The sequence below is a fragment of the Paenalcaligenes sp. Me52 genome, from assembly GCF_050487965.1.
Taxonomy (GTDB): Bacteria; Pseudomonadota; Gammaproteobacteria; order Burkholderiales; family Burkholderiaceae_B; genus Paenalcaligenes.
In genome coordinates, this window is record NZ_JBKQFO010000001.1 from 425,060 (window position 1) to 448,622 (window position 23,563).

19 protein-coding genes are annotated in these 23,563 nt (G+C 51.6%); 6 read left to right on the forward strand and 13 right to left on the reverse strand.

Translation table 11 applies throughout. From position 1 onward, the window contains the following. Positions 1-9: 9 nt before the first annotated feature. From ACLO87_RS01955 to ACLO87_RS01965, 3 genes are all read right to left on the reverse strand, one after another. On the reverse strand, positions 10-573 hold the full coding sequence (locus tag ACLO87_RS01955) for an anthranilate synthase component II (RefSeq protein WP_135862029.1): 564 nt from the start codon (positions 571-573) through the stop codon (positions 10-12). Positions 574-622: 49 nt separating this feature from the next. Then, positions 623-2,143, reverse strand: a complete 1,521-nt coding sequence (gene trpE, locus ACLO87_RS01960; protein WP_135862030.1) for an anthranilate synthase component I — start codon at positions 2,141-2,143, stop codon at positions 623-625. A gap of 254 nt (positions 2,144-2,397) precedes the next feature. Next, complete coding sequence (locus ACLO87_RS01965) at positions 2,398-3,084, reverse strand: phosphoglycolate phosphatase (RefSeq protein ID WP_135862032.1); 687 nt, start codon at positions 3,082-3,084, stop codon at positions 2,398-2,400. A gap of 194 nt (positions 3,085-3,278) precedes the next feature. On the opposite strand from ACLO87_RS01965, the gene ACLO87_RS01970 reads away from it, so the two are divergent. After that, on the forward strand, positions 3,279-5,087 hold the full coding sequence (locus ACLO87_RS01970) for a GGDEF domain-containing protein (RefSeq protein ID WP_135862034.1): 1,809 nt from the start codon (positions 3,279-3,281) through the stop codon (positions 5,085-5,087). A gap of 3 nt (positions 5,088-5,090) precedes the next feature. Here ACLO87_RS01970 and rpe read toward each other — a convergent pair whose 3' ends face one another. Further along, positions 5,091-5,789: a ribulose-phosphate 3-epimerase gene (gene rpe / locus ACLO87_RS01975; RefSeq protein WP_135862035.1), complete on the reverse strand. Its 699-nt coding sequence runs from the start codon at positions 5,787-5,789 to the stop codon at positions 5,091-5,093. Positions 5,790-5,898: 109 nt separating this feature from the next. On the opposite strand from rpe, the gene apaG reads away from it, so the two are divergent. The 5 genes from apaG to ACLO87_RS02000 all read left to right on the forward strand — a co-directional run bounded on the left by apaG (position 5,899) and on the right by ACLO87_RS02000 (position 11,319). Next, complete coding sequence (gene apaG, locus ACLO87_RS01980) at positions 5,899-6,273, forward strand: Co2+/Mg2+ efflux protein ApaG (protein ID WP_430222655.1); 375 nt, start codon at positions 5,899-5,901, stop codon at positions 6,271-6,273. Positions 6,274-6,281: 8 nt separating this feature from the next. Beyond that, a complete protein-coding gene (mltA, locus tag ACLO87_RS01985; RefSeq protein WP_135862039.1) occupies positions 6,282-7,589 on the forward strand; it encodes a murein transglycosylase A in 1,308 nt (435 codons plus the stop codon). Further along, positions 7,586-8,773: an FAD-dependent monooxygenase gene (locus tag ACLO87_RS01990; RefSeq protein WP_430222656.1), complete on the forward strand. Its 1,188-nt coding sequence runs from the start codon at positions 7,586-7,588 to the stop codon at positions 8,771-8,773. Before mltA ends, ACLO87_RS01990 begins: the two co-directional genes overlap by 4 nt. A gap of 26 nt (positions 8,774-8,799) precedes the next feature. After that, positions 8,800-9,543, forward strand: coding sequence for a DsbC family protein (locus tag ACLO87_RS01995; protein ID WP_135862042.1), 744 nt, complete (start codon positions 8,800-8,802; stop codon positions 9,541-9,543). Positions 9,544-9,783: 240 nt separating this feature from the next. Beyond that, positions 9,784-11,319 (forward strand): EAL domain-containing protein, encoded by a 1,536-nt coding sequence (locus tag ACLO87_RS02000; RefSeq protein ID WP_430222657.1) that lies wholly within the window; start codon positions 9,784-9,786, stop codon positions 11,317-11,319. A 166-nt stretch (positions 11,320-11,485) separates the two neighbouring features. Here ACLO87_RS02000 and dhbA read toward each other — a convergent pair whose 3' ends face one another. The 9 genes from dhbA to ACLO87_RS02045 all read right to left on the reverse strand — a co-directional run bounded on the left by dhbA (position 11,486) and on the right by ACLO87_RS02045 (position 23,505). Continuing rightward, complete coding sequence (dhbA, locus tag ACLO87_RS02005; protein ID WP_430222658.1) at positions 11,486-12,259, reverse strand: 2,3-dihydro-2,3-dihydroxybenzoate dehydrogenase; 774 nt, start codon at positions 12,257-12,259, stop codon at positions 11,486-11,488. Next, positions 12,259-12,903, reverse strand: coding sequence for an isochorismatase family protein (locus ACLO87_RS02010; protein WP_430222659.1), 645 nt, complete (start codon positions 12,901-12,903; stop codon positions 12,259-12,261). The genes dhbA and ACLO87_RS02010 overlap by 1 nt, the downstream gene beginning before the upstream one ends. Then, positions 12,900-14,123, reverse strand: coding sequence for an isochorismate synthase (locus ACLO87_RS02015; protein ID WP_430222660.1), 1,224 nt, complete (start codon positions 14,121-14,123; stop codon positions 12,900-12,902). The genes ACLO87_RS02010 and ACLO87_RS02015 overlap by 4 nt, the downstream gene beginning before the upstream one ends. Before the next feature lie 64 nt (positions 14,124-14,187). After that, positions 14,188-15,498: a YncE family protein gene (locus ACLO87_RS02020; protein ID WP_430222661.1), complete on the reverse strand. Its 1,311-nt coding sequence runs from the start codon at positions 15,496-15,498 to the stop codon at positions 14,188-14,190. Between the two features lie 180 nt (positions 15,499-15,678). Next, positions 15,679-16,917 (reverse strand): enterobactin transporter EntS, encoded by a 1,239-nt coding sequence (gene entS / locus ACLO87_RS02025; RefSeq protein ID WP_135862050.1) that lies wholly within the window; start codon positions 16,915-16,917, stop codon positions 15,679-15,681. A gap of 5 nt (positions 16,918-16,922) precedes the next feature. Then, a complete protein-coding gene (locus tag ACLO87_RS02030; RefSeq protein ID WP_430222662.1) occupies positions 16,923-20,897 on the reverse strand; it encodes an amino acid adenylation domain-containing protein in 3,975 nt (1,324 codons plus the stop codon). 27 nt (positions 20,898-20,924) lie between these two features. Further along, positions 20,925-21,164, reverse strand: coding sequence for a phosphopantetheine-binding protein (locus ACLO87_RS02035; protein ID WP_135862051.1), 240 nt, complete (start codon positions 21,162-21,164; stop codon positions 20,925-20,927). After that, positions 21,161-22,804 (reverse strand): (2,3-dihydroxybenzoyl)adenylate synthase, encoded by a 1,644-nt coding sequence (locus ACLO87_RS02040; RefSeq protein ID WP_430222663.1) that lies wholly within the window; start codon positions 22,802-22,804, stop codon positions 21,161-21,163. Before ACLO87_RS02040 ends, ACLO87_RS02035 begins: the two co-directional genes overlap by 4 nt. An 8-nt stretch (positions 22,805-22,812) precedes the next feature. After that, positions 22,813-23,505 carry a 4'-phosphopantetheinyl transferase family protein gene (locus ACLO87_RS02045; protein ID WP_430222664.1) on the reverse strand — a complete coding sequence of 231 codons (693 nt, stop codon included), beginning with the start codon at positions 23,503-23,505 and terminating at the stop codon, positions 22,813-22,815. Between the last annotated feature and the right edge of the window lie 58 nt (positions 23,506-23,563).

Below are 23,563 nucleotides of genomic sequence, written 5' to 3' on the forward strand. Positions count from 1 at the left end.
TTTTCAAATTCAGAGGGTCAGGAAATTACGCAGCAAGGCGTGGCCGTGTTCGCTTAGTACCGATTCGGGGTGAAATTGTACGCCACTGATAGGCATGGTTTTGTGACGTACACCCATGATTTCGCCGTCTTCGGTTTGTGCGGTGATCTCTAAGCAATCAGGCAAGCTGGCACGCTCAATAGCCAGCGAGTGATAGCGCGTAACGTTAAAAGGGGAAGGTAGGCCGGCAAACACATCGGTGTTGTTGTGGGTAATGGGGGAAACCTTACCGTGCATTACTCGTTGTGCATGAACAATCTTGCCGCCAAAGGCTTCACCAATGGCTTGGTGCCCCAAGCACACACCCAAAATAGGCAGTTGGCCCGCAAAGTGACGAATCAGCTCTATAGAAATACCAGCGCGCGCAGGGGTGCTAGGGCCGGGCGAGACGCAGATGCGTTCAGGACGCAGTGCGGCTATTTCTTCAATCGTGATCTGGTCATTACGGGCAACCGTGACTTCTTGTCCCAGTTCGTAAAAATACTGCACGAGGTTATAGGTAAAAGAGTCGTAGTTATCGAGCATGAAAATCATGGGAGCACCTGAGCTAAAAAGAGAACGTATGGGTTAAGACTGGAACTGATTAAATGGGATCGTCTAAGCCAAGCTGTACTTGTTCTGCTGCACGCAGCAGAGCACGGGCTTTAGCTTCAGTCTCTTGCCATTCGGCTTCAGGGCTAGAGTCGGCCACGACACCGGCAGCGGCTTGTACATACAACATGCCGTTTTTGATTACGCCGGTACGAATGGCGATGGCCAAATCCATCTCGCCGCTGTAGCTCAGGTAACCCGCTGCGCCGCCGTAAATACCACGACGTACAGGCTCCAGTTCATCAATGATTTGCATGGAGCGTACTTTAGGTGCGCCAGTTAATGTGCCAGCAGGGAACGAAGCACGCAGCACATCCATAGAAGACAAGCCTTCTTTCACTTCACCGCACACGTTGGACACCAAGTGTTGAACGTGTGAGTAGCGCTCAATCGTCATGGTGTCGGTTACTTTCACGGTGCCGCCCTCTGCAATACGACCAATGTCGTTACGCGCTAAGTCGATCAGCATTACGTGTTCAGCGCGTTCTTTAGGATCAGCCAGCAGCTCTTCAGCCAACAGTTTGTCTTCTTCAGGGGTAGAGCCGCGTTTGCGTGTACCGGCCAAGGGGCGAATGGTGGCAACTTGTTTGTATTCGCCATCAATCATTTCTTTTTCTTGGCGTACCAGAATTTCTGGGGAAGCGCCTACCACTTGGAAGTCGCTGAAGTTCCAGAAGTACATGTAAGGCGATGGGTTCAGCGAACGCAGCGCACGGTACAAGGACAAGGGCGCATCACGGAATGGTTTGGCGATTACTTGGCCTACCTGAACCTGCATGATCTCGCCGTCAGTGATGTACTCTTTGGCTTTTTCTACGGCTTTGATGTAGTCGGCTTTGTCGAAATCGCGGCGCTCTTTGGTTTCCAAGCTTGCGTAAGCGTATGGAATCACTACTGGAGTGCGCAGTTTTTCACGCAGCTCTTTCAGACGGCGTTTGGCACGGGAGTAGCTTTCTGGCTGAGTAGGGTCGGCGTACACGATCAAGTAAGTGCGACCAGCCAAGTTGTCCACAATCACCAACTCATCAATATGCAACAGCATGATGTCTGGGGTGCCTTCTTCCTGACCAGCAGGGAAAGGTTTGATTGGTTGGCCCAATGAAGGCTCGATGTGACGCACAGTGTCGTAGCCGAAGTAACCCGCTAAACCGCCTGCAAAGCGAGGCATGCCAGGGCGAATCGCTACTTTGTAGCGTGCTTGGTATTCTTCGATAAAGGTTAGTGGGTCGCCTTCGTAGCGCTCTACCACTTCGTCGTTATGCAGGACTTCGGTCACGTTGCCGGTGGCACGGATTACCGTTTTGGCAGGTAGACCAATAAAGGAATAACGGCCGAAACGCTCTCCACCTACTACCGATTCCAGCAAGCAGCTGTTACGTCCACCTTCGGGACCGTTGTGCGCTAGTTTCAGGTAAATGGAAAGAGGTGTATCCAGATCAGCATAGGTCTCGGCAATGAGAGGAATGCGGTTAAAACCTTCTGCGGCAAGCGCTTTAAACTCAATTTCTGTCATGGTACGGCCTTTTTTTAAAAGTTCTGTTGGCCGGGCCCTGAAAACAAAACAGCCCGGCTGTCATAGATTCCGGGCTGGTTTGACTGGGTGGTGCAGGTGCTGAGACTTTATGGGTACAACGTGAAGCTCAACAAAAACACCGGGACAGTATGTTAGCTACCCGGAACACAAACGCCACCAGCGCCAATAGGCGCCGATCTGTGCATTGTGTGTGAAGGTAGCAGACATCATGTGTTAATTCGTATCGTTAACATTTAATCCGTTATGGAACTGCGTGTGGTTGCCCACTCAGCAGCGTGCTTAATGCTGGACACTATAGCATCAGCATCCAGAGTTTGTATATCTATTCCTTCGTTGTAGCCGTAAGGCACCAGCAAAACATCCATGTGTGCGCCACGCGCGGCTTGTGCGTCATTCACTGAATCCCCAATGACCAGACACTGTGTAGCAGGCTCATTGAGCTCGTTGCTAGCGTGTATAAAAGGCAGCGGATGGGGTTTTTTCTGATCTGTAGTATTCCCGCCAACCATAAGGTCAAAATAGGGGGAAAGCTTCAGTGCATCCAGCAAAGGAATCGTAAATTCTATGGGTTTGTTGGTCACCACGGCGAGTTTGCAGCCCGCCGCTTTGAATGCTTTTAGACCTTCTTCTACACCTGGGTAAATCGTGCTGTGTTGACCATTGCTACGCGCATAATGGTGTGCAAACGAGGCTTTGGCACGCTCGTATTCTTCTGGGTCTATATGCTCATTTTCAGAGGTGTGTCGCAGCAGCCGCTGCACCAACACATCAGAGCCTTTACCAACAAAAGAACGAATCACATCTTCAGGTAAAGGGGAACGTTTTAGGTCGGTTAAGACGCCATTAGCCGCTGCGGCAATATCAGGAATGGAGTCTACAAGAGTACCGTCTAGGTCAAGAAGTACAGCGGTGTATTGCATGATTGGCTCTGTGAGTAAAAGTAAAGCATTGCTTGGCATTGTAGAGCAGATGGTGAGTGACAGTTGTTTTCTTGCACTGTCTGTCATCTTTGGATTGTTTGGTAATTTTGTTGAGTTAAGGTGTTGCTTGTAGCATAACGTGTCGGTGATACAAACTGATACAATTAGGAGACGGCAGTGTTAAGGTGGAGAACATGCTGACTGCTTTTCAAGAAGTACTGCAGAATAAAAAATTAACACCTTTATTTCAGCCCATAGTTGAGCTGCGACATGGCGCTATTGTTGGTTATGAGGCATTAATACGTGGGCCGGAAAACACGCCCTTGTATTCGCCGTTAGCGTTATTTGAGCTAGCTGATCAGCATGGGCAGCGTTTTGAATTAGAGCATTTGTGTTGTGAGTTGCATCTGGAACAGTTCAGAGCGCTGGGACTCACAGGAAAATTGTTTCTAAATACTAGCCCTAGTTTGCACCAAACGGGTGGTGAAGAGCGTAGTTTGAGCAACTTGTTCTCAACACTGCGTGACAGAGAATTCGATCAAGTGGTCGTAGAACTAACAGAGGATTGCTCGGTTAGCTCTATGAGCATGCTGCATGATGTGGTCAAAATGTACCGGGAAACTGGCGTGCAATTGGCCATTGATGATCTGGGGCAAGGGTTTTCTACGCTGAAGTTATGGACAGAGCTGCGACCAGAATACGTCAAGATAGATCGTTTTTTTGTACGTGGCATACACGAAGATCCGTTACGCCAGCAGTTGGTGCGGTCTATTTGCGAAATTGCCTTCCAAGCACAATCTACGGTGATTGCTGAAGGTATAGAGACTCAAGAAGAACTCGTGATGCTGCGCAGGCTGGGGGTGATGTGTGGCCAAGGCTTTTTCTTGGGCAGGCCAGAAAAACATCCTAAAACCTCGCTAGAAACTGCGTTGCTAGCACTGTTTAGAACACCGTTTGGTACACCTACATTAACCGCCTTGGGGCGTGCCGATAAGCCGGTGACTGCCCATCGTTTGGTACGTCAAGTTCCTGTGGTGGCTTTTGAAGTGCCTACGAATGTGGTGTGCGATCGCTTTCAAAAAGACGCTTCGCTCAATACGTTGGTGGTGTTACGAGGCGGCATGCCAGTGGGTTTGCTTAGACGCGACAGGTTATTTGATAGGTTGGCAAGGTTGTATCACCGCGAACTGTACGGCAATCGTGCCTGCGGTGAAATGATAGAAAATACGCCGCTGATCATTGATAGAAAAATGCCGTTGCAAGAATTGGCGCAATGGGTAACGGATGGGCCTGAGCACTATATGTCGGATGGCTTCATCATTACTCGAGATGGCAGCTACTTAGGTGTAGGGTCTAGTGCCGATCTAATGCGTGAGGTGTCGCAGTTGCAGTTACAAGCAGCGCGGTATGCCAATCCATTAACGCAATTACCTGGCAACGTGCCTATTAATGAGCATTTGGAACAGTTGCTACGTGGACAAAGCCCGTTTGCCGTTTGTTATGGCGATTTGGATTACTTCAAGCCCTTTAATGACCTATACGGGTATAGAAAAGGTGATGAGGTGATACAGATTACGGCCAGCTTGCTGGTAGAGGCTAGCCACCCCGAGCACGATTTTGTGGGGCATGTGGGCGGCGATGATTTCATCGTGATTTTCAAAAGCCCAGACTGGGAGCAACGCTGCAAGAGCATTATCCAGAATTTACCGTTGGCGTTAAGCCATCTCTATAGCGCTGAGCATTTGCGTATGGGCGGCTACTATGCGGAAAATCGCCAACAGGTGGAAGAGTTCCATTCTTTGGTGGCGCTATCGCTAGGGGTGGTAGAGGTGAGTCCGGTGCATCTGTATAACAGCAGCTTAGTTGCCGAGATGGCGGCTTCTGCTAAAACAATGGCCAAGAAAACCTTGGGTAGCTCGCTGTTTATTGAGCGGCGTAAGCCTTTATCTCCGGTAAAGCCCGGAGATAAAGGGCAGGGCCGTAATGGTAACTGGTTGATGTAGTGGTTAGGCTTGGGAATCGGCTTTAGCGATTTCCACGCGCATGGCATCAATCACAGTTTTGTAGTCGGGTTGGTTAAAAATGGCCGAACCGGCTACAAACGCATCAGCACCAGCGGCACGAATAGCGCCAATATTTTGCACGTTTACACCGCCATCAATTTCTAGGCTGATAGGCTGGCCGCCTTCTTCTACCCAGCGGTCAATTTTCTGGCGTGCTTGGCGTAGTTTCTCTAATGCGTGAGGAATGAACTTCTGGCCACCAAAACCAGGGTTCACTGACATGATCAGAACCAAGTCTAGTTTGTCCATGACATGGTCCATCCACTCCAAACCTACTGCAGGGTTGAATACCAACCCGGCCTTACAGCCTTGATCACGAATCAGCGATAAGGTGCGGTCGATGTGGCGAGAGGCTTCTGGGTGGAAGCTAATTAAGTTGGCACCGGCTTTGGCGAAAGGCTCAACCAAAGAGTCAACAGGCTCAACCATTAGGTGCACATCAATAGGGGCTTCAGTATGCGGGCGTAGCGCGCTACAGATCATGGGGCCAAACGTCAGGTTAGGGACGTAGTGGTTGTCCATAACGTCAAAATGCACCCAGTCAGCACCGGCTAGGACTACATTTTTGACTTCTTCACCCAAACGGGCGAAATCCGCGGATAAAATACTGGGAGCAATGCGGGCAGCTTGTTTGTGTGACATAGATCAGCGAGTAAGTTGGTTTGTGACGTACATACTGCAATTGTGTCATGATTAGGGGTGATGTTCCATGACCCTGCAGTTTTGCAACTGATTTTTGAGGGAGACGGGTTTGAAGTCAGAAAATGTAGTGGTCAAAGTTGTGCCACGCTATTTACCCGAGCAGTCCGAACCTGAGCGCCAGCAGTTCGTATTTGCCTATACCGTACAGATCACTAACCACGCTGAGCAGCCTATACAGTTAGTCAGCCGGCATTGGATCATCTCTGATGCGAATCAAAATGTACAAGAAGTACGTGGTTTGGGCGTAGTAGGCCAGCAACCATTATTGGCTCCTGGTGAAACATTTGAATACACCAGTGGCTGTCCGCTCATGACCCCAGTTGGTACGATGAGAGGGTTTTATCATTGTGTCAGCGAAGACGGTATCCCCTTTGATGTGGCGATTCCGGAATTCGTTTTGGCTATCCCACGCACTCTGCACTAATAAACACTATGACTGTACTTCGTTTGACTGTGCTGGCTTCCGTGCTGGCTTTGGTTTCTGCTTGTTCTACAGTAGATTTGGATCAAACTGGTAGTGCGGTGGGTTCATCCAGTAGTAGTGCTACTACTGCCGCGACTGATGATGTGGCCTTGCGCTCTTTGCAAGTGCCTGCTCTGTCTGCGTTGCCTGAAACCGCTGTACGCCCACTGACTGGCCGCTTTGTGGCGGTGAACTGGTCCATTTTGCCGGGTTGGCAGCAAGATAATTTAGAACATGTTTGGAAAGCCTTTATCAATAACTGTAAGGGCTTGATGCGTCCGGTAAGCGGCTCGTTGACGATGCCTGCGCGTGCGGCTCCGCGTGCGTGGCAAGGTGTGTGTTCCGCCGCAGCGAACAGCAATATTTCCGGTCAAGATACTGCTGCAGTACGTCAGTTTTTACAGCAGCACTTGCAACCATGGCGCGTGTTAGATGCGAATGGTGCTGTGGCTAGCAATACCGTTACTGGCTATTACGAGCCCCTGATTCAAGCTTCTACAACGCGTGGCGGTACGTACCAATGGCCGCTGTACTCTACGCCCGACGACTTGCTCACCATCGACTTGGGAACTGTGTACCCAGAGCTAGCGGGCAAGCGTGTGCGGGGCAAAGTAGAAGGTAGACGTGTAGTGCCTTACGATACACGTGCCGAGATCGCTGCTAAGTCGCATCGTCAGCCTGAAGCGCTGGTATGGGCAGCCGATCCAGTAGAGGCCTTCTTCTTGCAGATTCAAGGCTCTGGACGCGCGGTGTTGCCAGATGGCTCAGCAGTGCGTTTAGCCTACGACGATCATAATGGCCGTCCGTATGCGTCTATTGGTCAGTGGTTGGCCAAGCAGGGCGAAATGCCGTTGGCACAAACTTCTATGCAAAACATTAAGGCATGGGCCAAACGCAATCCTAACCGTATACAGGAAATGCTGAATGCCAACCCGGCAATGGTGTTCTTCCGTCAAGAAACCATTACCGATCCGTTGTTGGGGCCTAAAGGGGCCTATGGCATTCCGCTGATCGCCGAGCGTGCGGTCGCCATTGATCCTACTTTTGTGCCGCTGGGTTCCCCTGTGTTTTTATCTACCTCCTATCCTGGTAGCCAGAAACCGTTGCAGCGTTTGGTGTTTGCACAAGATACAGGGGCAGCCATTAAAGGCGCTGCACGTACCGACTTTTATTGGGGCACTGGCGATGAGGCGGGTGCTCAGGCCGGACGCATGAAACAACGCGGTGAAATGTGGGTGCTATGGCCTAAATCAGCAGGAGCACCGTCAGCACGATGACACAGCAAAAAATCATGGTGTGTGGCGCAGGGATTGCCGGTATGGCATGCGCCTTGGGTCTAGCAAAAAAAGCCTTTACGGTGGAAGTGCTGGCGCCGGAAATGTCGCGTCAGCCACCACGCCACGATGAGTACCATCCCCGTGTGTATGCCATCTCAGGTTCTAGTCAGAACTTTTTGGCGTCGCTAGGCATTTGGGATTTGATGGATGCTACGCGTCTTACTCCTGTGCAAGCCATGGAGATTTATGGCGACGGTGGCGGACGTTTGGCCTTGGATGCGTGGCAAGACGCTCGTCACACCTTGGCGTGGATCGTAGAGTCCGGCGAAATGGAGCGGGCGCTACGGCAAGCACTGAAAGTGTATGGCGTACGTTGGCACGATGACCAACTGGCGTCACGTGATGGCGAGCAGGTACACACCGTATCTGGGAAAACGCTGAATGCGCAACTGTTGGTGGGTGCTGATGGCGCGAAATCCACAGTGCGTCGCGTGGCCGAAATTTGGCACGACTTTAAAGCGTATGGCGACAGTGGGTTAGTCACACACCTCACCACCGAATTGCCGCATCAAGGCGTGGCCTTGCAATGGTTTACCGGCGATGCCGTAGTGGCGTTATTACCTATGCCTGATACTGATGAAGGTCCACAAGTGTCATTGGTGTGGTCTGGCCCTACCGAGCAAATTGCTGAATTGATGGCGCTGAGTGACGAAGATAAAGCACAGCGTTTGCAGCAATGGTTGATGGGCGTGACCCAAGGTCGTCTAGGAAATGTGTGTGTACGTTCAAAAATGTTTGCATTCCCGCTGACTTTTGAACGCACAGGCATGGTAGCAGAAGGTGTAGCCTTGGTCGGGGATGCAGCGCATCGCGTGCACCCGCTGGCTGGTCAAGGTCTGAATTTGGGTTTGGGTGACGTGGAGGAACTTATACGTGTTCTGGCAGCCAAACCTGTTCATCAATCCGTAGGGGCATTACCTGTACTGGAGCGATATAAGCGACGACGGGCAGAACCCATCGCCGCCATGCGTACCGTGACAGACTCTTTACATAGCCTGTTTATGGCACAACAAGCCCCCGTAGCGTGGGCGCGTAATGCCGGAATGTCCATCATTAACCAATTGCCTTTTATCAAGCGACGTTTGATAGCTAATGCGGCGGGAGACAAGTTTTTCCCACTCTAACGATATCGCTTATTAATGGAGTCAACATGCAAGTAAAAACCACGTGGTCAGGCCGTCTTGTCGCTGCACTGGCATTCAGTGTAGGTCTAGGTTTGGCTGGTACCGCGCAGGCACAAACCACCGATTACCCTGACGTCCGTCAGAAGCTGGAAGCAACATTCACCGATATCGCTATCGATGAAATTCGTCCTACTCCTTTTCCAGGGCTGTTGGAAGTACGTATAGGGAATGAACTGGTGTATGTGAATCCTGAAGTGGATTTCCTGATGCAAGGTTCATTGGTAGACATCAAAGAACGTATTGATTTGACGTCGCAGCGTAAGGAAGAGCTGAACAAGGTAGACTTCTCGCAGTTGCCTTTGGACAAAGCCATTAAAACAGTGAAGGGCGATGGCAGTCGTCAGTTGGTGGTATTTGAAGACCCTAACTGCATCTACTGCAAGAAGTTGCACACCGAGCTGAAAGACATGGATAACGTCACCATCTACTCCATGATGTACCCCATTCTGAGCCCAGATTCCGCAGCTAAAGCAGAAAGCATTTGGTGTGCTGAAGAGCCAGGTAAAGCACTGAGCGACTGGATGTTGAACGGTACAGCGCCCCAAGCACGTAGCTGTGAACATCCTATCAAAGATATTTTGACGGCTGGGATGAGCATGGATATTCGTGGCACTCCTGCTCTGATTTTCGAAGATGGTTCGCGAGTCAGCGGCTTTTTGCCTAAAGATCAACTTGATGCAAAACTGACACAAAGCAGCGTTAAGCCTTAATAGTCGGTTACAGCAAAAACAGCACTGAGCTTCACAGTGCTGTTTTTGTATCTACGTCAGTAAGTGACAGTTTGAGCGATGATCTCTGACGTTGGGTTGCGTAGTTCTAAGTACGCTGAACAAAGATGTAAATTGACAATGCTTGTCTTTGACTAGATGTGTAAAACGTTAACAATCAGAAAAGAAATAGTGTATTGATGTAACGGTGACTCCTGTTGCATAAGTCGAGGCAGGGTTGATATGAAGCACGCAAGAAAAGTAGTGGTGGTGTTTGATGACGCCAACCAGTGTCAAAAGATGGAAAAAGAGCTGGGCTTGCTGGGCACTTCTGTTCAGGCGATAGTACAAGGCCCCTCGGTTTTCAGAACAGCATTAGAAAATATTGACGCCGAAGTAGAGATTATTCTGCTGGTATGTGAGCGCGCGCATCTGGCGTTAGTAGTGGCAAATTTGCGTTCCATCGTGCCGCACAGCGGCATTGTGGTGGTAAGCCAATTAGAGTCCGAAGCCCAACGTACAGAGTTATTGTTTGCGGGGGCGGATACCGCGCTGCCCATGCACGTTAGTGCGACGGAATTAGTGGCCACCAAACATGCGTTACGGCGTAGGGCGGAGCGTTTCTTAAGTTATACGGCAGAAACGTTTGTTGCGGCTACAGAGCCAATGCCCACGTCTTTTACTGCCGATACGCCGTGGATATTGCAGGATAAGGGTTGGAGCATGCTCTCCCCATCGGGTGTGGTAATAGAACTCACTTACGGTGAGAAGCAACTGATAGAGCTGTTTAGCCATAGCCATGATGGGCGAGTGAGCCGTGAAGATTTTCTACAGATCAAATCGGGTGGTTTGCAAAGTAAACGGGCGGTAGATTCATTAATCAGCCGCTTAAAGCGTAAAGCCGCAGAGCTGAAACTGGATCTGCCTATACGTTCAGTGCATGGCTGGGGCTATAGTTTTGCAGGCCGTATTAGCCGGGAAGAACGCAGTCCAGAGACGTTAACTGCGCAGGAAGAACAAGCGCAGTTGTTGCAACAGATAGAAAGTGCGTGGCACGAGAACGCCGCTATTGATGGACGTTTAAGCTTGCAGTTCCAAAGCCGCATTCAGCTAAAGGACGCTATACAGCAAGGGGTAGAGGTACAACTGTATTGGGACGGCTCACAGCGCATACATTCGGCGTTATTAGGGCAGCTAGATAAGGTTGTGACTATAGCTGTATTAGAACGCAGCATACAGATGCTGTGTGCTGATATGCATGAGTGGCAGCAAGTGTATAGATTGAGCACGCCAGTGCAGTTAAGCATACCGGTCAGTATCTTGCCTGAGCTACAACCCTCTTTGTTACGCTTGCTGTCGTCCTATGCGTCGGAAGCCAGAAATATAGAGTTGGTATTGCGTAACACGGACGAAACGTCAGATCTAACGTGGATCACCTTGTGCGCCCCATTGCGAGCCTTAGGGGTAAGCATTTGGCTGGAGCACGACGTAAGCGTTCCTAGCCAGCACACACTAGGCTTAGATATCTTAGAAGGCCTGCGTTTCTGTTATCCAGATGACGAGCAACCGCTGTCTGACCATGTGCAGCAAACCTTACTGCAAGCCTGTGGATTAGCCGCTGAGCATGGCTTAAAAACCATCGTAGGCAATGTGTGGAATAAAGCGAGGCGTGATGCTGCCGTGCGTGTAGGGGCTACCTATGTGCAGGGCGAGTTTCTGGGTAGTCCTATGTCTAGGGATGGGGTGTTGCTGGGCTTGGCCAGTATTGAAAGCATGTAATCAGCACGTTAGTTATTAAATGCTGACGATGCGTATTGCATCGTGCAGGGGGAGTGTGGAAACACTTTTTATGAGTTGAGACACTGCATCAAAAAGTGCTCACTTTGTCCCCCTGAATATTCTGATGGCCAGTAGGTGTATGGCCATTTCTTACGTAGCAGCGCGTTTATTGATCTAGCGTAGCGCCGCCATCAATACGTAAATCATGCAGAGTGATGTGACTGGCTTGGTCAGACAGCAGATACAGCACGCCGTTCGCGATTTCTGCTGGTGTGGCAATTTTCTGCAGCGGAATACCCAGTCGGTAATGAGGGCCAGAACCCGCAATCACGGTTTCGCGTGAGCTGCCTTGCTGCCACATGGCTTGTTGCATAGGGGTGTCGGTGGACCCTGGGGAAACCACGTTCACACGCACGTTATACGCGGCCAACTCCAAGGCTAAACAACGCGACATTTGCGTCACAGCAGCTTTAGAGGCGGCATAAGCGCCCATGCTCATACGTGGTGAGGTAGCGGCGTTAGAGCTGATGTTCACAATCGCACCGCGCTTTTGTGCTTTCATCCGCAAGCCTACATGGTGGCATAGGTTGAATACGCCATTGGTGTTCGTGGTAAAAGTTTTTTGCCACTGTTCAGCGCTAAGGTCTGTGATATCGCCCATTTGTAAACGGCCTGCAGCACACACCAGTTTGTCGATAGCACCAAAGCGTGCTTCTGCTTGGCTAACCACGTTGGCAACGGCATCAAAATCACCTACATCACAGCCTAAGGCCAATACGTGTTCGGGGTATTGAGCGGCCAACGCATTCAGCGCCTCAGCATGTAGATCAATAATGGTTAGGCGCGCACCCAGAGCAAGTAATTGCTGGGCCACATTTTCGCCAATACCACTGGCAGCACCGCTGATCAGTACGTGTTGTTGTTGGAACTCGGGGTACATCACTCTGCTCCTAATTGAGTCAGTAGAGTCTGGCTGTTGAGTACTACGCCGCAACGCTGCGACACATAGCGTAAGGCCATACGGTGTTCTTCTTCGGAAAAGTCCGCCACAGCATCGCTAACCATGAAGGCTTGTACGCCTTGCATGAAGGCATCCAACGAGGTGGTCATGCAGCCTATGTGTGCATAAATACCAGTCACGATCAGTTGGTCGCGGCCCCAGGCTTGCATCTGCTCACGCATGGGCGAACGGAAAAATGCACTATAACGCCATTTGGTCTGTTGTATGTCGTCCGCGCTAGGTGCTAGCTCATCAATGATGGCTTCTTGGCCTGCGTATTCGGGGGCGCTTAAACCCAAGCCCCAGAAATCGGTTAACAAGGCGCGATCAGCGGGGTTTTGTTCGGTAGGCTGAGCAGTGTAAATCACCGGAATACCTAACTTCACGCATTGCGCTTTAATCGCTTGGATGTGGCGAACCAATGTAGGAATAGGCTCGGCCTGCATGTCGTACTTGTTCAGAAAGTAGTGCTGCATGTCGTGTATTAACAGTACAGCGCGGTCAGCTTGCACCTCCCATTTCACACGATTAGGCACAGATACGTCTGGCATGGTGTAGCTGGGTAGTTGGTGGATGTGACTCATAGTGTGATGCCTCCTTCAATCGTAGCAGGCTCAATATTCAGTGCATTGAGCATTGTTCGTAATTTGTTGCCCGTTTCACGGCGTTCGCTATCGGGGTCTGACGCTGCCACAATGCCAGCACCAGCGTACAAACGAATGTGTTGCTGCTGGTATAAGCCGCAACGTATGGCAACGGCCCATTCGCCGTCACCTTTGTCGTCACACCAACCTGCGGCACCTGCATAAAACTGGCGTTCAAAAGGCTCCAGCGTTTCAATGACATCGCGAGCAGCTAGTGTAGGCGTACCGCATACGGCAGGAGTGGGGTGCATCGCTAAAGCTAGTTCTAATGAGCTGGCATAGGGGGCACGTAAGGTACCGTGAATAGGTGTAGACAAATGCCACAGCGTGGCTGTTTTAGCTAGCTCAGGGCCGTCAGGCACATGCAGTTCACTGCAGAAAGGGCGCAAGGCTTGCACCACACTTTCAATCACAATAGCGTGTTCGTGTAGGTCTTTGGCTGATTGTAGTAGTGCCTGACCAATGCGGGCATCGGCTTCTGGGTCGGCCACACGAGCCGCTGTGCCTGCCAAGGGGTTCACGCTCACTTGCGAGCCGCTGCGGCGTACCAGTAATTCGGGGCTTGCGCCAAAAAAGCAGGGGTTATCGTCTTCTTGGTCATCTAGGTTGATGCCAAAGTTATACCCGTGTGGGTTAAGGCGTATCAGGTTGTGCAACAACTGTTGGCGTTGCAGTGGCTGTTCCAGTGTCACATCCATAGTGCGGGCCAGAACAATTTTGCTCAGAGGCTGGTCATCCAGCAATGGCAATGAGCGGCCCACTATATCGGCATAGCCTGTGCCATTTGGAAACGGCTGCAACGTGGCGGCGGGATGCGGTTGTGCTTCTGTCTCGGCAGAAGGGTGCAGCGGGGCACTGCGCTGCACAGAGTGCGGGACAAATAAATGGGCAGGTTGTGTGGTGTTGAAAGGCAATACACCCATCAACAGCGACGGCAAACCTTGTTCGTGGGCTTGCGCAAGCAACTGGGTAGCTTGTGCATCCAAGTCGTTGTTGGCATTACTGGCGCGGCATACAAGAGCCTGTCCATGCGCCATCAACGCCTGTGTGGGGGAGCAAAAAAGACTACTGCGAGAACGATGAGCCTTCAGCCAGAGCTGTAAGGGGGAATCGGTGCGGGCTGTGTCAGCGTTGTTATCAAGTAGAGAAGTAGGCGTCACGACAGTGCAGTAAGTAGTAAATGAAAAACGCCCGACTACGTGAGGCAGTCGGGCGGGGGAAGGCTTATTTCATGTGCAGACGTGTTACTTGGTCTACAGCATTTTTGTCAGTGCTTGCGGCTTTGTGCACCACAAACAAGTTGCCTTTACCATCTGTGCTGATATGGTTAGGTTGACGGCCAGCTTCCAAATTGGCGACGACTTCGCCTTTGGCGTTCAGGGCAGTAACTTGACCATTGGCGCGTACAGCGACAAATGCCAGTTTGTTTTTATCGTCCCATACGATGTTCAATGGGCCTGCACCAACTTTGATGTCTTGTACTACTTCACCGTTTTTCAGGTCGATCATCAATACGTTGTCAGTACCTTGAGCAGCTACCCACAGCAATTGCTCAGCAGGAGCAACGGCCACACCACTAGCAGCACGTGTTTGCGGCAGAGTGATCACGTTTTCTTGCTTTTGCTCTTTCAGGTCTACAACAAATGCTTCGCCAGTGTTGATACTAACTGTGTAGAGCTTCTGGTTTGCTGCATCCAATGCCAAGCTCATTGGGGATGGCGCTTGACGACCTTTGGATTTCAGTTCGATGGAAGGCAGTTGTTCCAACGTTTTGGTGTCAAATACAGCAATCTCGCCGCTACCGAAAGCAGAAGCGTAAGCACGATTGTTCGCAGCATCAACGACGACGTCACGAGAGTGAGCAACCGTGTTGTCGTCGAACTGTTTGACCAAGCTCAGGTCGGATTGTTTGTACACAGCGACGCTGTTGTTGCGTGTGGTAGATACCCAGATGTTGCCGTTAACGTCATCAACGCTCACACCGTACAGCGCGTACACGTGGTTTTCACGGTTAGGATCAGCTGCAGGTGTAATACGTGCTTCGATGGCCAATGTTTCTGGGTTTACTTTCAGCAACTCAGACTGCTGTACAGGTGGACGACCTACGGAAGACACCACGTACAACTTGTTTTCTTTAGGGCTGTAAGCACTTTGGTACAGACCGCGAGTCATAGGAGCAGATTGCTGAGTGAACAGGTCGGTGCCGACGATTTCTGTTTTAGGAGAAATTTTCAGATCAAAGACCGCAGCAGCAGAAGGTTTAGCTGCTTGAATCACAACAGGGTGCAAGCCTACGGATGCCGAGGCAGGGATAGCTGTTTTGCTCACAAACTCGCCGTCTTTATCGGCTACCAGTTTTTGATCGCCCACAATGGATTGACCATTGCTCAGCAACAAAACTTCCTGACCAGGAGTAAAGCCGCGACCTTGCAGGGTGGCTTCGCTACCAGGGGTGACAACGCCCATGCTTGATACATTGCCTTTGAAGTCAATGTCGGCTTGATCAAAAATGCCTTGAGCATGTGCGCTACCCATAGCTAGAGCTACAGCCAGAGCAACCTGTGAAACGCGTTTAAAAGTGTTTTTATTACTAATGCAAAGAGTATTGATTTGCATTATGGCTCCTTGGTTAAGTGAGCATGGGCTTCCCATGCTATGTACATCGTCAGACGAATAAGAGGGTTCCAGCCAGATTAGGCTGGAACACGTATTGTGTTAGGAACTGCTGGTGCTTTTTAGCGCGTTACGCCGCAAAGCAAACAGGCCCGCACAGGCACTACAGGCTGCGCCGCCTATTAACAAGGCGGTAGAAGGCGAGAACCAGCGCGATACGGCACCCATTTGTAGGTTACCTAACGCTGTTCCCATGGAAGATTGCGTCATCCACAAGGCAGACATGCGGCCTAGAAGATGGTCAGGCGTATGACGTTGTACTAGTGTCATGCGCAACATTTTGGAAATTGTGTCAGCCGAACCCATGACCGCTAATGCCACCATGGACGGATACAAGTGAGTGCTGAATGACAGGGCAACTACCGACAAGCCCCATACCAGCACGGCGCTGATGATGGTGATGCCGGGGCGTTCTAAGCCACGTATCCAACCACTGCTAAGTGCGGTGATGGCTGCACCTATAGCGGGTGCAGCATACAGTGCGCCCGTGACTTCTGCGCCTTGGCCTAGCACCTTATCGCCCCATTCTGGCAACAGCGCTAAGGGTGTAGCAAACACCACAGCACCCAAATCTATGAGCAACAAGCAACGCAACAATGGCGTGGTCAGCATGTAGCGAAAGCCCTCAATGAAGGCATGGTGTACACGGTTGGGGGCTGCACCGCCGGGTTTGGCTTGCGGAGGCAATGGGGGCAGCGCGGAAAGCAAGAAAGGGGTGAGCAAGACGCCTACCAAGACGATGCTATAACACGCTACTAAACCAGGGCCTGCAATCAAAGCACCGGCCAACAGAGGGCCTAACACACCGCCTAGTTGCAACGATAAACCAGACAGCGCTGCCGCCGCAGCCAGATTCTCACGCCCTACCAAGGCAGGGGTGGCCGACATCATCGCGGGCACACTAATACCACTTGCCGCACCACCAATCATGGCCGCCAAATAAATGACGGTGATGGATGGGTTCGCAAACAGGCTGTTAATCAAGAACATCAATACACTGATGACGTACACACTACGTGACCACATCATCAATTTACGTCTATCCATGCGATCAGACAGTACACCACCTATCAGTAGCGCAATCACCATAGGGGCTGACATCGCTACACTGAGGAAGGCCACCGCCACACTGGATTTGGTTAACTCGTACAAGTGAATGCTGGCAGCCACCAACATCATGCCAGTCACCAATACCGAAGCGGTACGTGCCATGTAGGCAAAGCGGAAAGCACGGCTTTGCTTCAGTGGGGTGATATCGATGACAAAACGCTTCAGTGACATAGTTGTTATACCGTTTGAGCAGCCACGCTGCGTTGTAATGCGGATTGCAGAACAGGAAGAATATGCTTCAGTGCATCAGCACCTGTTAAGTGGGCGTGCAAAGAGGGCACGTCATGCACCTGCAAGTTACTGATCCACGGGTTCCACATGGCTGGTTCAAGGGTGTCGCCCACATGATCCAGAGCAGCACGGAAATACAGTACCGTGTGGTTCAGAGGCTGGTGCCAGTGCTGGCGCACCAAGCGGTTGTTCAGTTCTACAGAGCGGAATACCCCTTGCAACTGGGTATCACTCAGCGTGCCTAGGGCATGACCACTTTGACGCAAGAAACCAATTACCCCGTCTTGGGTAAGCGGCACGTTTAAGCTGTCGGGGTCGTAGCCAGCAATGTATAGCAGCGCTTTGTAGCTGGCTTCTAGAGCAGGCTCTTCACGATCGCGCCATACATCGCTTGGGTACGCATCAAGCATGGCAACCACGCCAAGTTCAGCGTCACGTGATTGCAGAATACGGGCAATCTCATGCACTAACAGACCGCCTACAGACCAACCCAACAAGTGGTAGGGGCCTTGTGGCTGTACCGCTTGTATTTGATTGGCGTAGTCTTCAGCCATATCGTGCAAGCTGGTGGGCACAATTTGTGCGGCATCCAAGCTACGCGATTGCAAACCATACACAGGTTGGTCGCTACCGCATTGGCGAGCCAACAAGCTATAGCACCAGCTCAATCCACCCGCAGGGTGTATGCAGAACAAGGCAGGTTGTGCCGGCTTGCCATGTGCTGGTGGGCGCAAGGTGAAGATGGGGTTAAAGCCCGCATTCGCATCTTGCTGACCATCCAATAAACGCTGCACATGGTTGGCTAATCTATCAATGGTGGGGTGCTCAAAAATAGCACCCAGCGTTAACGTAATTTGGTAGTGCTCACGCAAGGTGGCAGCTAGTTGAGCAGCCAGCAACGAGTGTCCGCCTAACGCGAAGAAGTCATCATCCGCATAAGGCAGATGCTGCAGTTGCAGTAGCTGTTGATAGAAGTGCGCCAATTGATGTTGCACTTCGCCCTGTAACGGAGCACCTTCTTGACGTTCACGAGTAGGGGCAGGCAGGGCTTTACGGTCCAGTTTGCCGTTGGCGTTGATAGGAAGATCATCCATCCACACAACCGCGCTGGGCACCATGGCTTCGGGCAAATGGGCGCGCGCAAAGCTTAATAGTGCATTGCTGTCTGCGCCTTCGGCAGAGCGGGCCACGGCGTACACCGCAATATACAGATCGCCAGGGCGGTCTTCTCTAGCAATCACAGCCAGATCGCGTATAGCGGGGTATTGTGCCAGGCAGGATTCGATCTCGCCCAACTCAATACGTTGGCCACGTAATTTGATTTGATGGTCTACACGGCCCAAATACAGCACGGCGCCATCATCACGCCAGCGAGCTAAATCGCCAGTGTGATACAGACGTTGTGTTGCATCAAATGGGCTAGTGATAAACGCTTTATCAGTGAGGTCTTGTCTACCCAAGTAGCCGTCAGCCAATTGAATACCACCCAAGTACAACGCACCCGCAACACCTGGGGGCACTGGACGCAAGCAGTCGTCCAGAATATACAGTTGTGTGTTCCATACCGGCAGCCCGATAGGAATAGGGTCATCAGGGTGCTCTTTGCTCACTGGCCAGTAGGTGACGTCTACAGCCGCTTCGGTAGGGCCGTACAAGTTGTGCAGCGTACCGTTCATGCGCTCATAAAAACGTGCTGCTAAGTGGGCACTTAGTGCTTCACCGCTGCAGAATACATGGCCAATGGTGAGGTCTTGGCTTTGTGGTTCATTCAGGAAGGCGGCCAGCATGGATGGCACAAAGTGCACCACGCTGATGTTTTCGTTGTGAATCAGTTGTGCCAGTGCGTGTGGGTCTTTATGCTGGTCTGGCTCAGCCACCGTTAGGGAGGCACCGCACAGCATAGGTAGGAACAGCTCCCACAGCGATACGTCAAAGGTGTAGGGCGTTTTTTGCAGGAAACGTGACGACTCAGTGAAACCGTAATGGGTTTTCATCCACAGCAATCGGTTTACGATAGCTTTCTGGCTAACCACTACCCCTTTAGGGTCACCCGTAGAACCCGAGGTATACAGTACATAGGCCGCATCATCAGGGTGTGTGTCTGGCAGGGTGTGTGTAGTGCTTGGCTGGGTGCTAAATAGCTGTGCGGCATCGTAGGCGGGCACGGCAAATTCAGCGCTGCTGGTGCACAAACTGTCGTCGTGTATCAAGGCTGCGGGTTTAGCAGACCCTAGAATACGGCAGATACGGTCAGCAGGTTGTGCGGTATCTAACGGTAAGTAGGCTGCACCGGCTGCCATCACGCCGTGTAAACACATGACCATTTGGTCGCTACGCGCCATACCTACGGCCACAATACTGCCTGGGGTCACGCCTGCACTGATCAAATGCTGGGCAATACGCTGTACTTGCGCATCAAAACTTGCAAAGTCGGTGTGTCGCCCTTTGTACGACAAGGCTACGGCTTGCGGACTACGTTGGCTTTGCTCACGAATTAGCTTGGTCAGCGTGGTGTGCGGAATAGAGTGCGCCGTGCTGTCCTGACCTTCTACCCAGTGGGCGTATTCGGCAGGCGTTAAGCTGGGCACGCTCTCTAACGTTGCGGCTTGCAAGGCTTGCTGCAAGAAATACTGGAAGCGCTGCAAATGGGTTTGCAGGCCTTGTTGGCTATACAGTTTAGGGTTGGCTTCAATTTCCAGACGCAAGTTTTGGCCATCAGGAGCCGCGCGGAAGTTGAAGTTCAAGTCTTCTACGGGCCCTGCACATAACACGCGTTGTTTGGCTTGTACGCCAGCAATGGTATAAGGGGCATCAAAAGGCAGAATGTTGATAAGTGGGCCATGTAATCGACGTTGGCCACCTACTAAACCCAAGTCTCTGCGTAATTGTTCGCTACGGTAACGGCCATGGCGGCGTGCTTTAAGAATAGCGCGCGAGCCGGCATTCAGTACATCAGCGAGCGGCTCATGTTGCGGCATGGTTAAGCGCAACGGTGCCACGTTCATCACGGTGGCGACACTACGGGCGCTCACATTACCCATACGCCCCATCCACGGCATACCTACCACCACATCACTTTGACCGGTGTGGCGTTGAATGTAGGCGGCGCTGAGTAGCGTGAGCAAATCAGGCCAACTAATCTGGAGGCGTGTTTGGGCTTCCAGCAGTTGCGATAGCGTGGGCGCAGCAATAGGCGCATCCGCACGCAAGAAATACGGTGCGCTTAAGGCTACACCACTGGTTAGACTACCTACGTCACCCAAAGCGTCTAAGGTTTGATGCCAATAACTGGCATCTTTTTGGCGTTTTTCGCTCTGTCTATAACCTTGGTCGTCTGCCACTACTTCAGCAAAAGAGGTGAGTGCAGCACTGGGGGCATTATCGCCGGATACCTGCTCGTGATACAGCGCTAGCGCACGTGACTCAATGAGCGACATCCCATAGCCATCAGCAGCCAAGTGATGCACGCGCTGGTACCACTGACAATGTGTGTCAGACAGCAGAAATAGCACTTGTCTAGACAGCGAGGCCTGCGTGGGGTCCAACGGGTGATTATGGTCGGCATGCATGTGTGCCGCAGCTTGCTGAACAGCATCGGGCTGATGACGCAGATCTACGACTTCCAGCTGTACGCGGTGCGTTACGTCAAAGTATTGTAGCGGCCCGGCATCGCTTTCAATCATATGCAAGGACAGCGCATTGGCTTCCAATAAGGCTTGATTGATGGCGTGTTGCAGGGCGGGCAGTTGTAAGGAGCCGATGAAGTCAGTGCAGTGTGCAGTATTGAAAATCGGGTTATCCGGCGCTAGGCGCTGGGCATACCATAGCCCCTCTTGGGCTTCGGTCAGAGGAACAGCTTCCTCTGCGGAATGCATGCGAGGAATAACCAGCGATGAATCAGTACGAGCAGTAGACTTCATGAGTAGGTAACAACAGCGTGAAACAAATCAGGAGGCAGTATGAGCGCTAACCAGCGACCACCAGTGGCTTAGCGTGGCGTCTTCTGCCATCTGGGAAAACTCAATGCGAGCACCAGCTTCGCGCCAGCGTGAGGCCAAAGTCATGGCGCGCATGGAATCTAAGCCCCAGTCCATTAAATTGTCGTCATCGGCAATTTCGCTAGGGTCTTCGTGCAGCATGGCAGCAATGTCAGCGCGCATGCGTTCTAAAGTTAAAGTTGTGCTCATGATTGAGTGGATTGAGTTTGTAGTTGAGCCTGCAATTGGGCGCGCAACGCTTTACGGCTGATTTTGCCCGCAGCAGTAGAGGTAAAGGCATCAACAAAGATGATTTGATCGGGTACTTTGAACTCGGCCACGCCACGTTCACGTACCCATTTTTTCAAGTCTATGGCGCGTAGTTTTTGTTCGCCTTTAGCAATCACGAAGGCGCAACTGCGTTCACCCAAATAATCGTCGGGAACAGACACTACGGCCGCATCAAACACCTGTGGATTGGCCAACAGGTGGTCTTCAATTTCTTCAGCCGAGATTTTCTCGCCTGCACGATTGATGTGATCGCCAGCACGGCCTTGAACAATCAAATAGCCGTCGTCAGTCAAACGCACAATGTCACCCGTGCGGTAGTAACCGTCGGCGGTGAAAGAACGTTGATTGGCGGCAGGATTGTTGTAATACGCACGGATGGTGTAGGGGCCACGGGTGAGTAGGTGTCCTGTTTCACCGGGTGCTACGGGCTGATCGTTATCGTCTACCAGCAGGATTTCATCGTCAGGGCTAATAGGATAGCCTTGTGTTTCCACAATGGTGTCTAGGTCATCACCCAAACGGGTGTAGTTCACCAAGCCTTCTGCCATCCCGAATACTTGTTGCAGAGTAACGCCCAACGTGGGGTGTACGCGCTTAGCCACTTCGGGAATCAGTTTTGCGCCACCTACTTGTATCACCTTGAGGGTAGACATGTCGTAGGCAGAACGGCTTACTGCTTCTAACCACAACAGCAATAGTGGTGGGACCAAACTGGTGAAGGTCACACGTTCTTGCTCTATCAAAGAGAAGCAGTCTTCTGCACTAGGGGAGGGCGACAACACCACACGACCACCGGCATACAGCGTGCCCAGAAAACCAGGGGAGCTCATAGGGAAGTTGTGAGCCAAGGGCAAAGCGCCCAAGAAAATACTGTTTTCGTCTAGGCCACAAATACGTGCACTTTCACGCAAGGTGTAGATGTAGTCATCGTGGGTGCGTGGAATCAGTTTAGATAAGCCTGTGCTACCACCAGAGATTTGCAAAAAGGCGACGTCTTGTGGTGACGATACATTTACAGGGAAGTCATGCGGCACATCGGTTTTCTGCAATTCAGCAAAAGGTGTGTAGTTGCCGGCATCACCCACTACAAAGACTTCTTGCAGTTCAGGATAGCGTTCTTGCAATTCAGCAGCCAACTCACGGTAGTCAAAACCGCCATGGTTGTCGGCGCACAGATAGGCTTTGGCACCACCGGTTTTAGCGAAGTGCTCGATTTCAGTAATGCGGTGTGCGGGCAAGGAGTACAGCGGTATCAGCCCAGCACGGAACAGGCCAAAAATAGCACTGATAAACTCAGGGATATTGGGCAGGTGAACGATGACTCGGTCGCCTTTTTTCAACCCTTTTTGCAATAAGCCCGCGGCAATGGCTGAGGCTTGCTGATCCAGTTCAGCATAGGTCAACCGTTGAGTGCCACCTACTACGGCTACACGATCAGGGTATTGTGTGGCGCGTTGGCGCAGCATGGCACCAAAGGTTTCACCACGCCAATGACCAGCTTGCTGATAGCGTTGTACAAATTCGGATGGCCAAATCTGGGTAGGGATGTCTAGACTCATAGTGGATATCAGTGCAATAAACGGTGGAGCTGTTCGCTCTGGAGGCCTTGTGCCTGCAACAGAGGGTCAGTTAAAGGGGAGGCAACCGCACAGCAGTAGTCATCGGGGGCCGGACACAGGCTAACCTGGTGGTGTTGCAGCGCTAAGCATGCAGGGCTGTGACGTAGCGGTTGGAAGTGTTCGGTAGGGGGCAGTAGCCCTAGTTCTATGGGGTCGGTACGCAAACCATTGCCATGCGCTTTGAGCACTGCCTCTTTGCTAGTCCAGTAGGCGAAAAACCGTGGGCCATGCAGATGTTGGGCTTCGGGCTCTGCGAAAAAGTGTTGGGCTAGCGTGCTGGTATCCAACGAGGTAGCCATGTGTTCTACATCTACACCCACAGGTTGGCTAGACACAGCAATGCTAATCAGTTCATGCGAATGGCTAATATTGAAGTAAGGCAGTGCAACGTCATGGCTGAAATCAGCCTGAGGTTTACCGTAGGCATCAGCGCGCAGACTCAGTGCGGTGCAGCTTACTTGATTGTGGTGCGCCAACAGATGGTAGGCCGTGGCATAGGCTAACTGACGTACCTGTTGTTGTGCTGGTTGGCGTGCTGCGTTGACATGAGCCCAGTCTTGGTCACGCAGACACGCAAAGAAGGACGATGGTAGCCCCTTCGCTGTGTGAGTATGCAAGTGATAGACGTAAATGGTGTTCATTGCAGCAATGCTTTTAGTACCGCCACGTGTAGATGCGCCCGTGCGGATGCCCTTATAA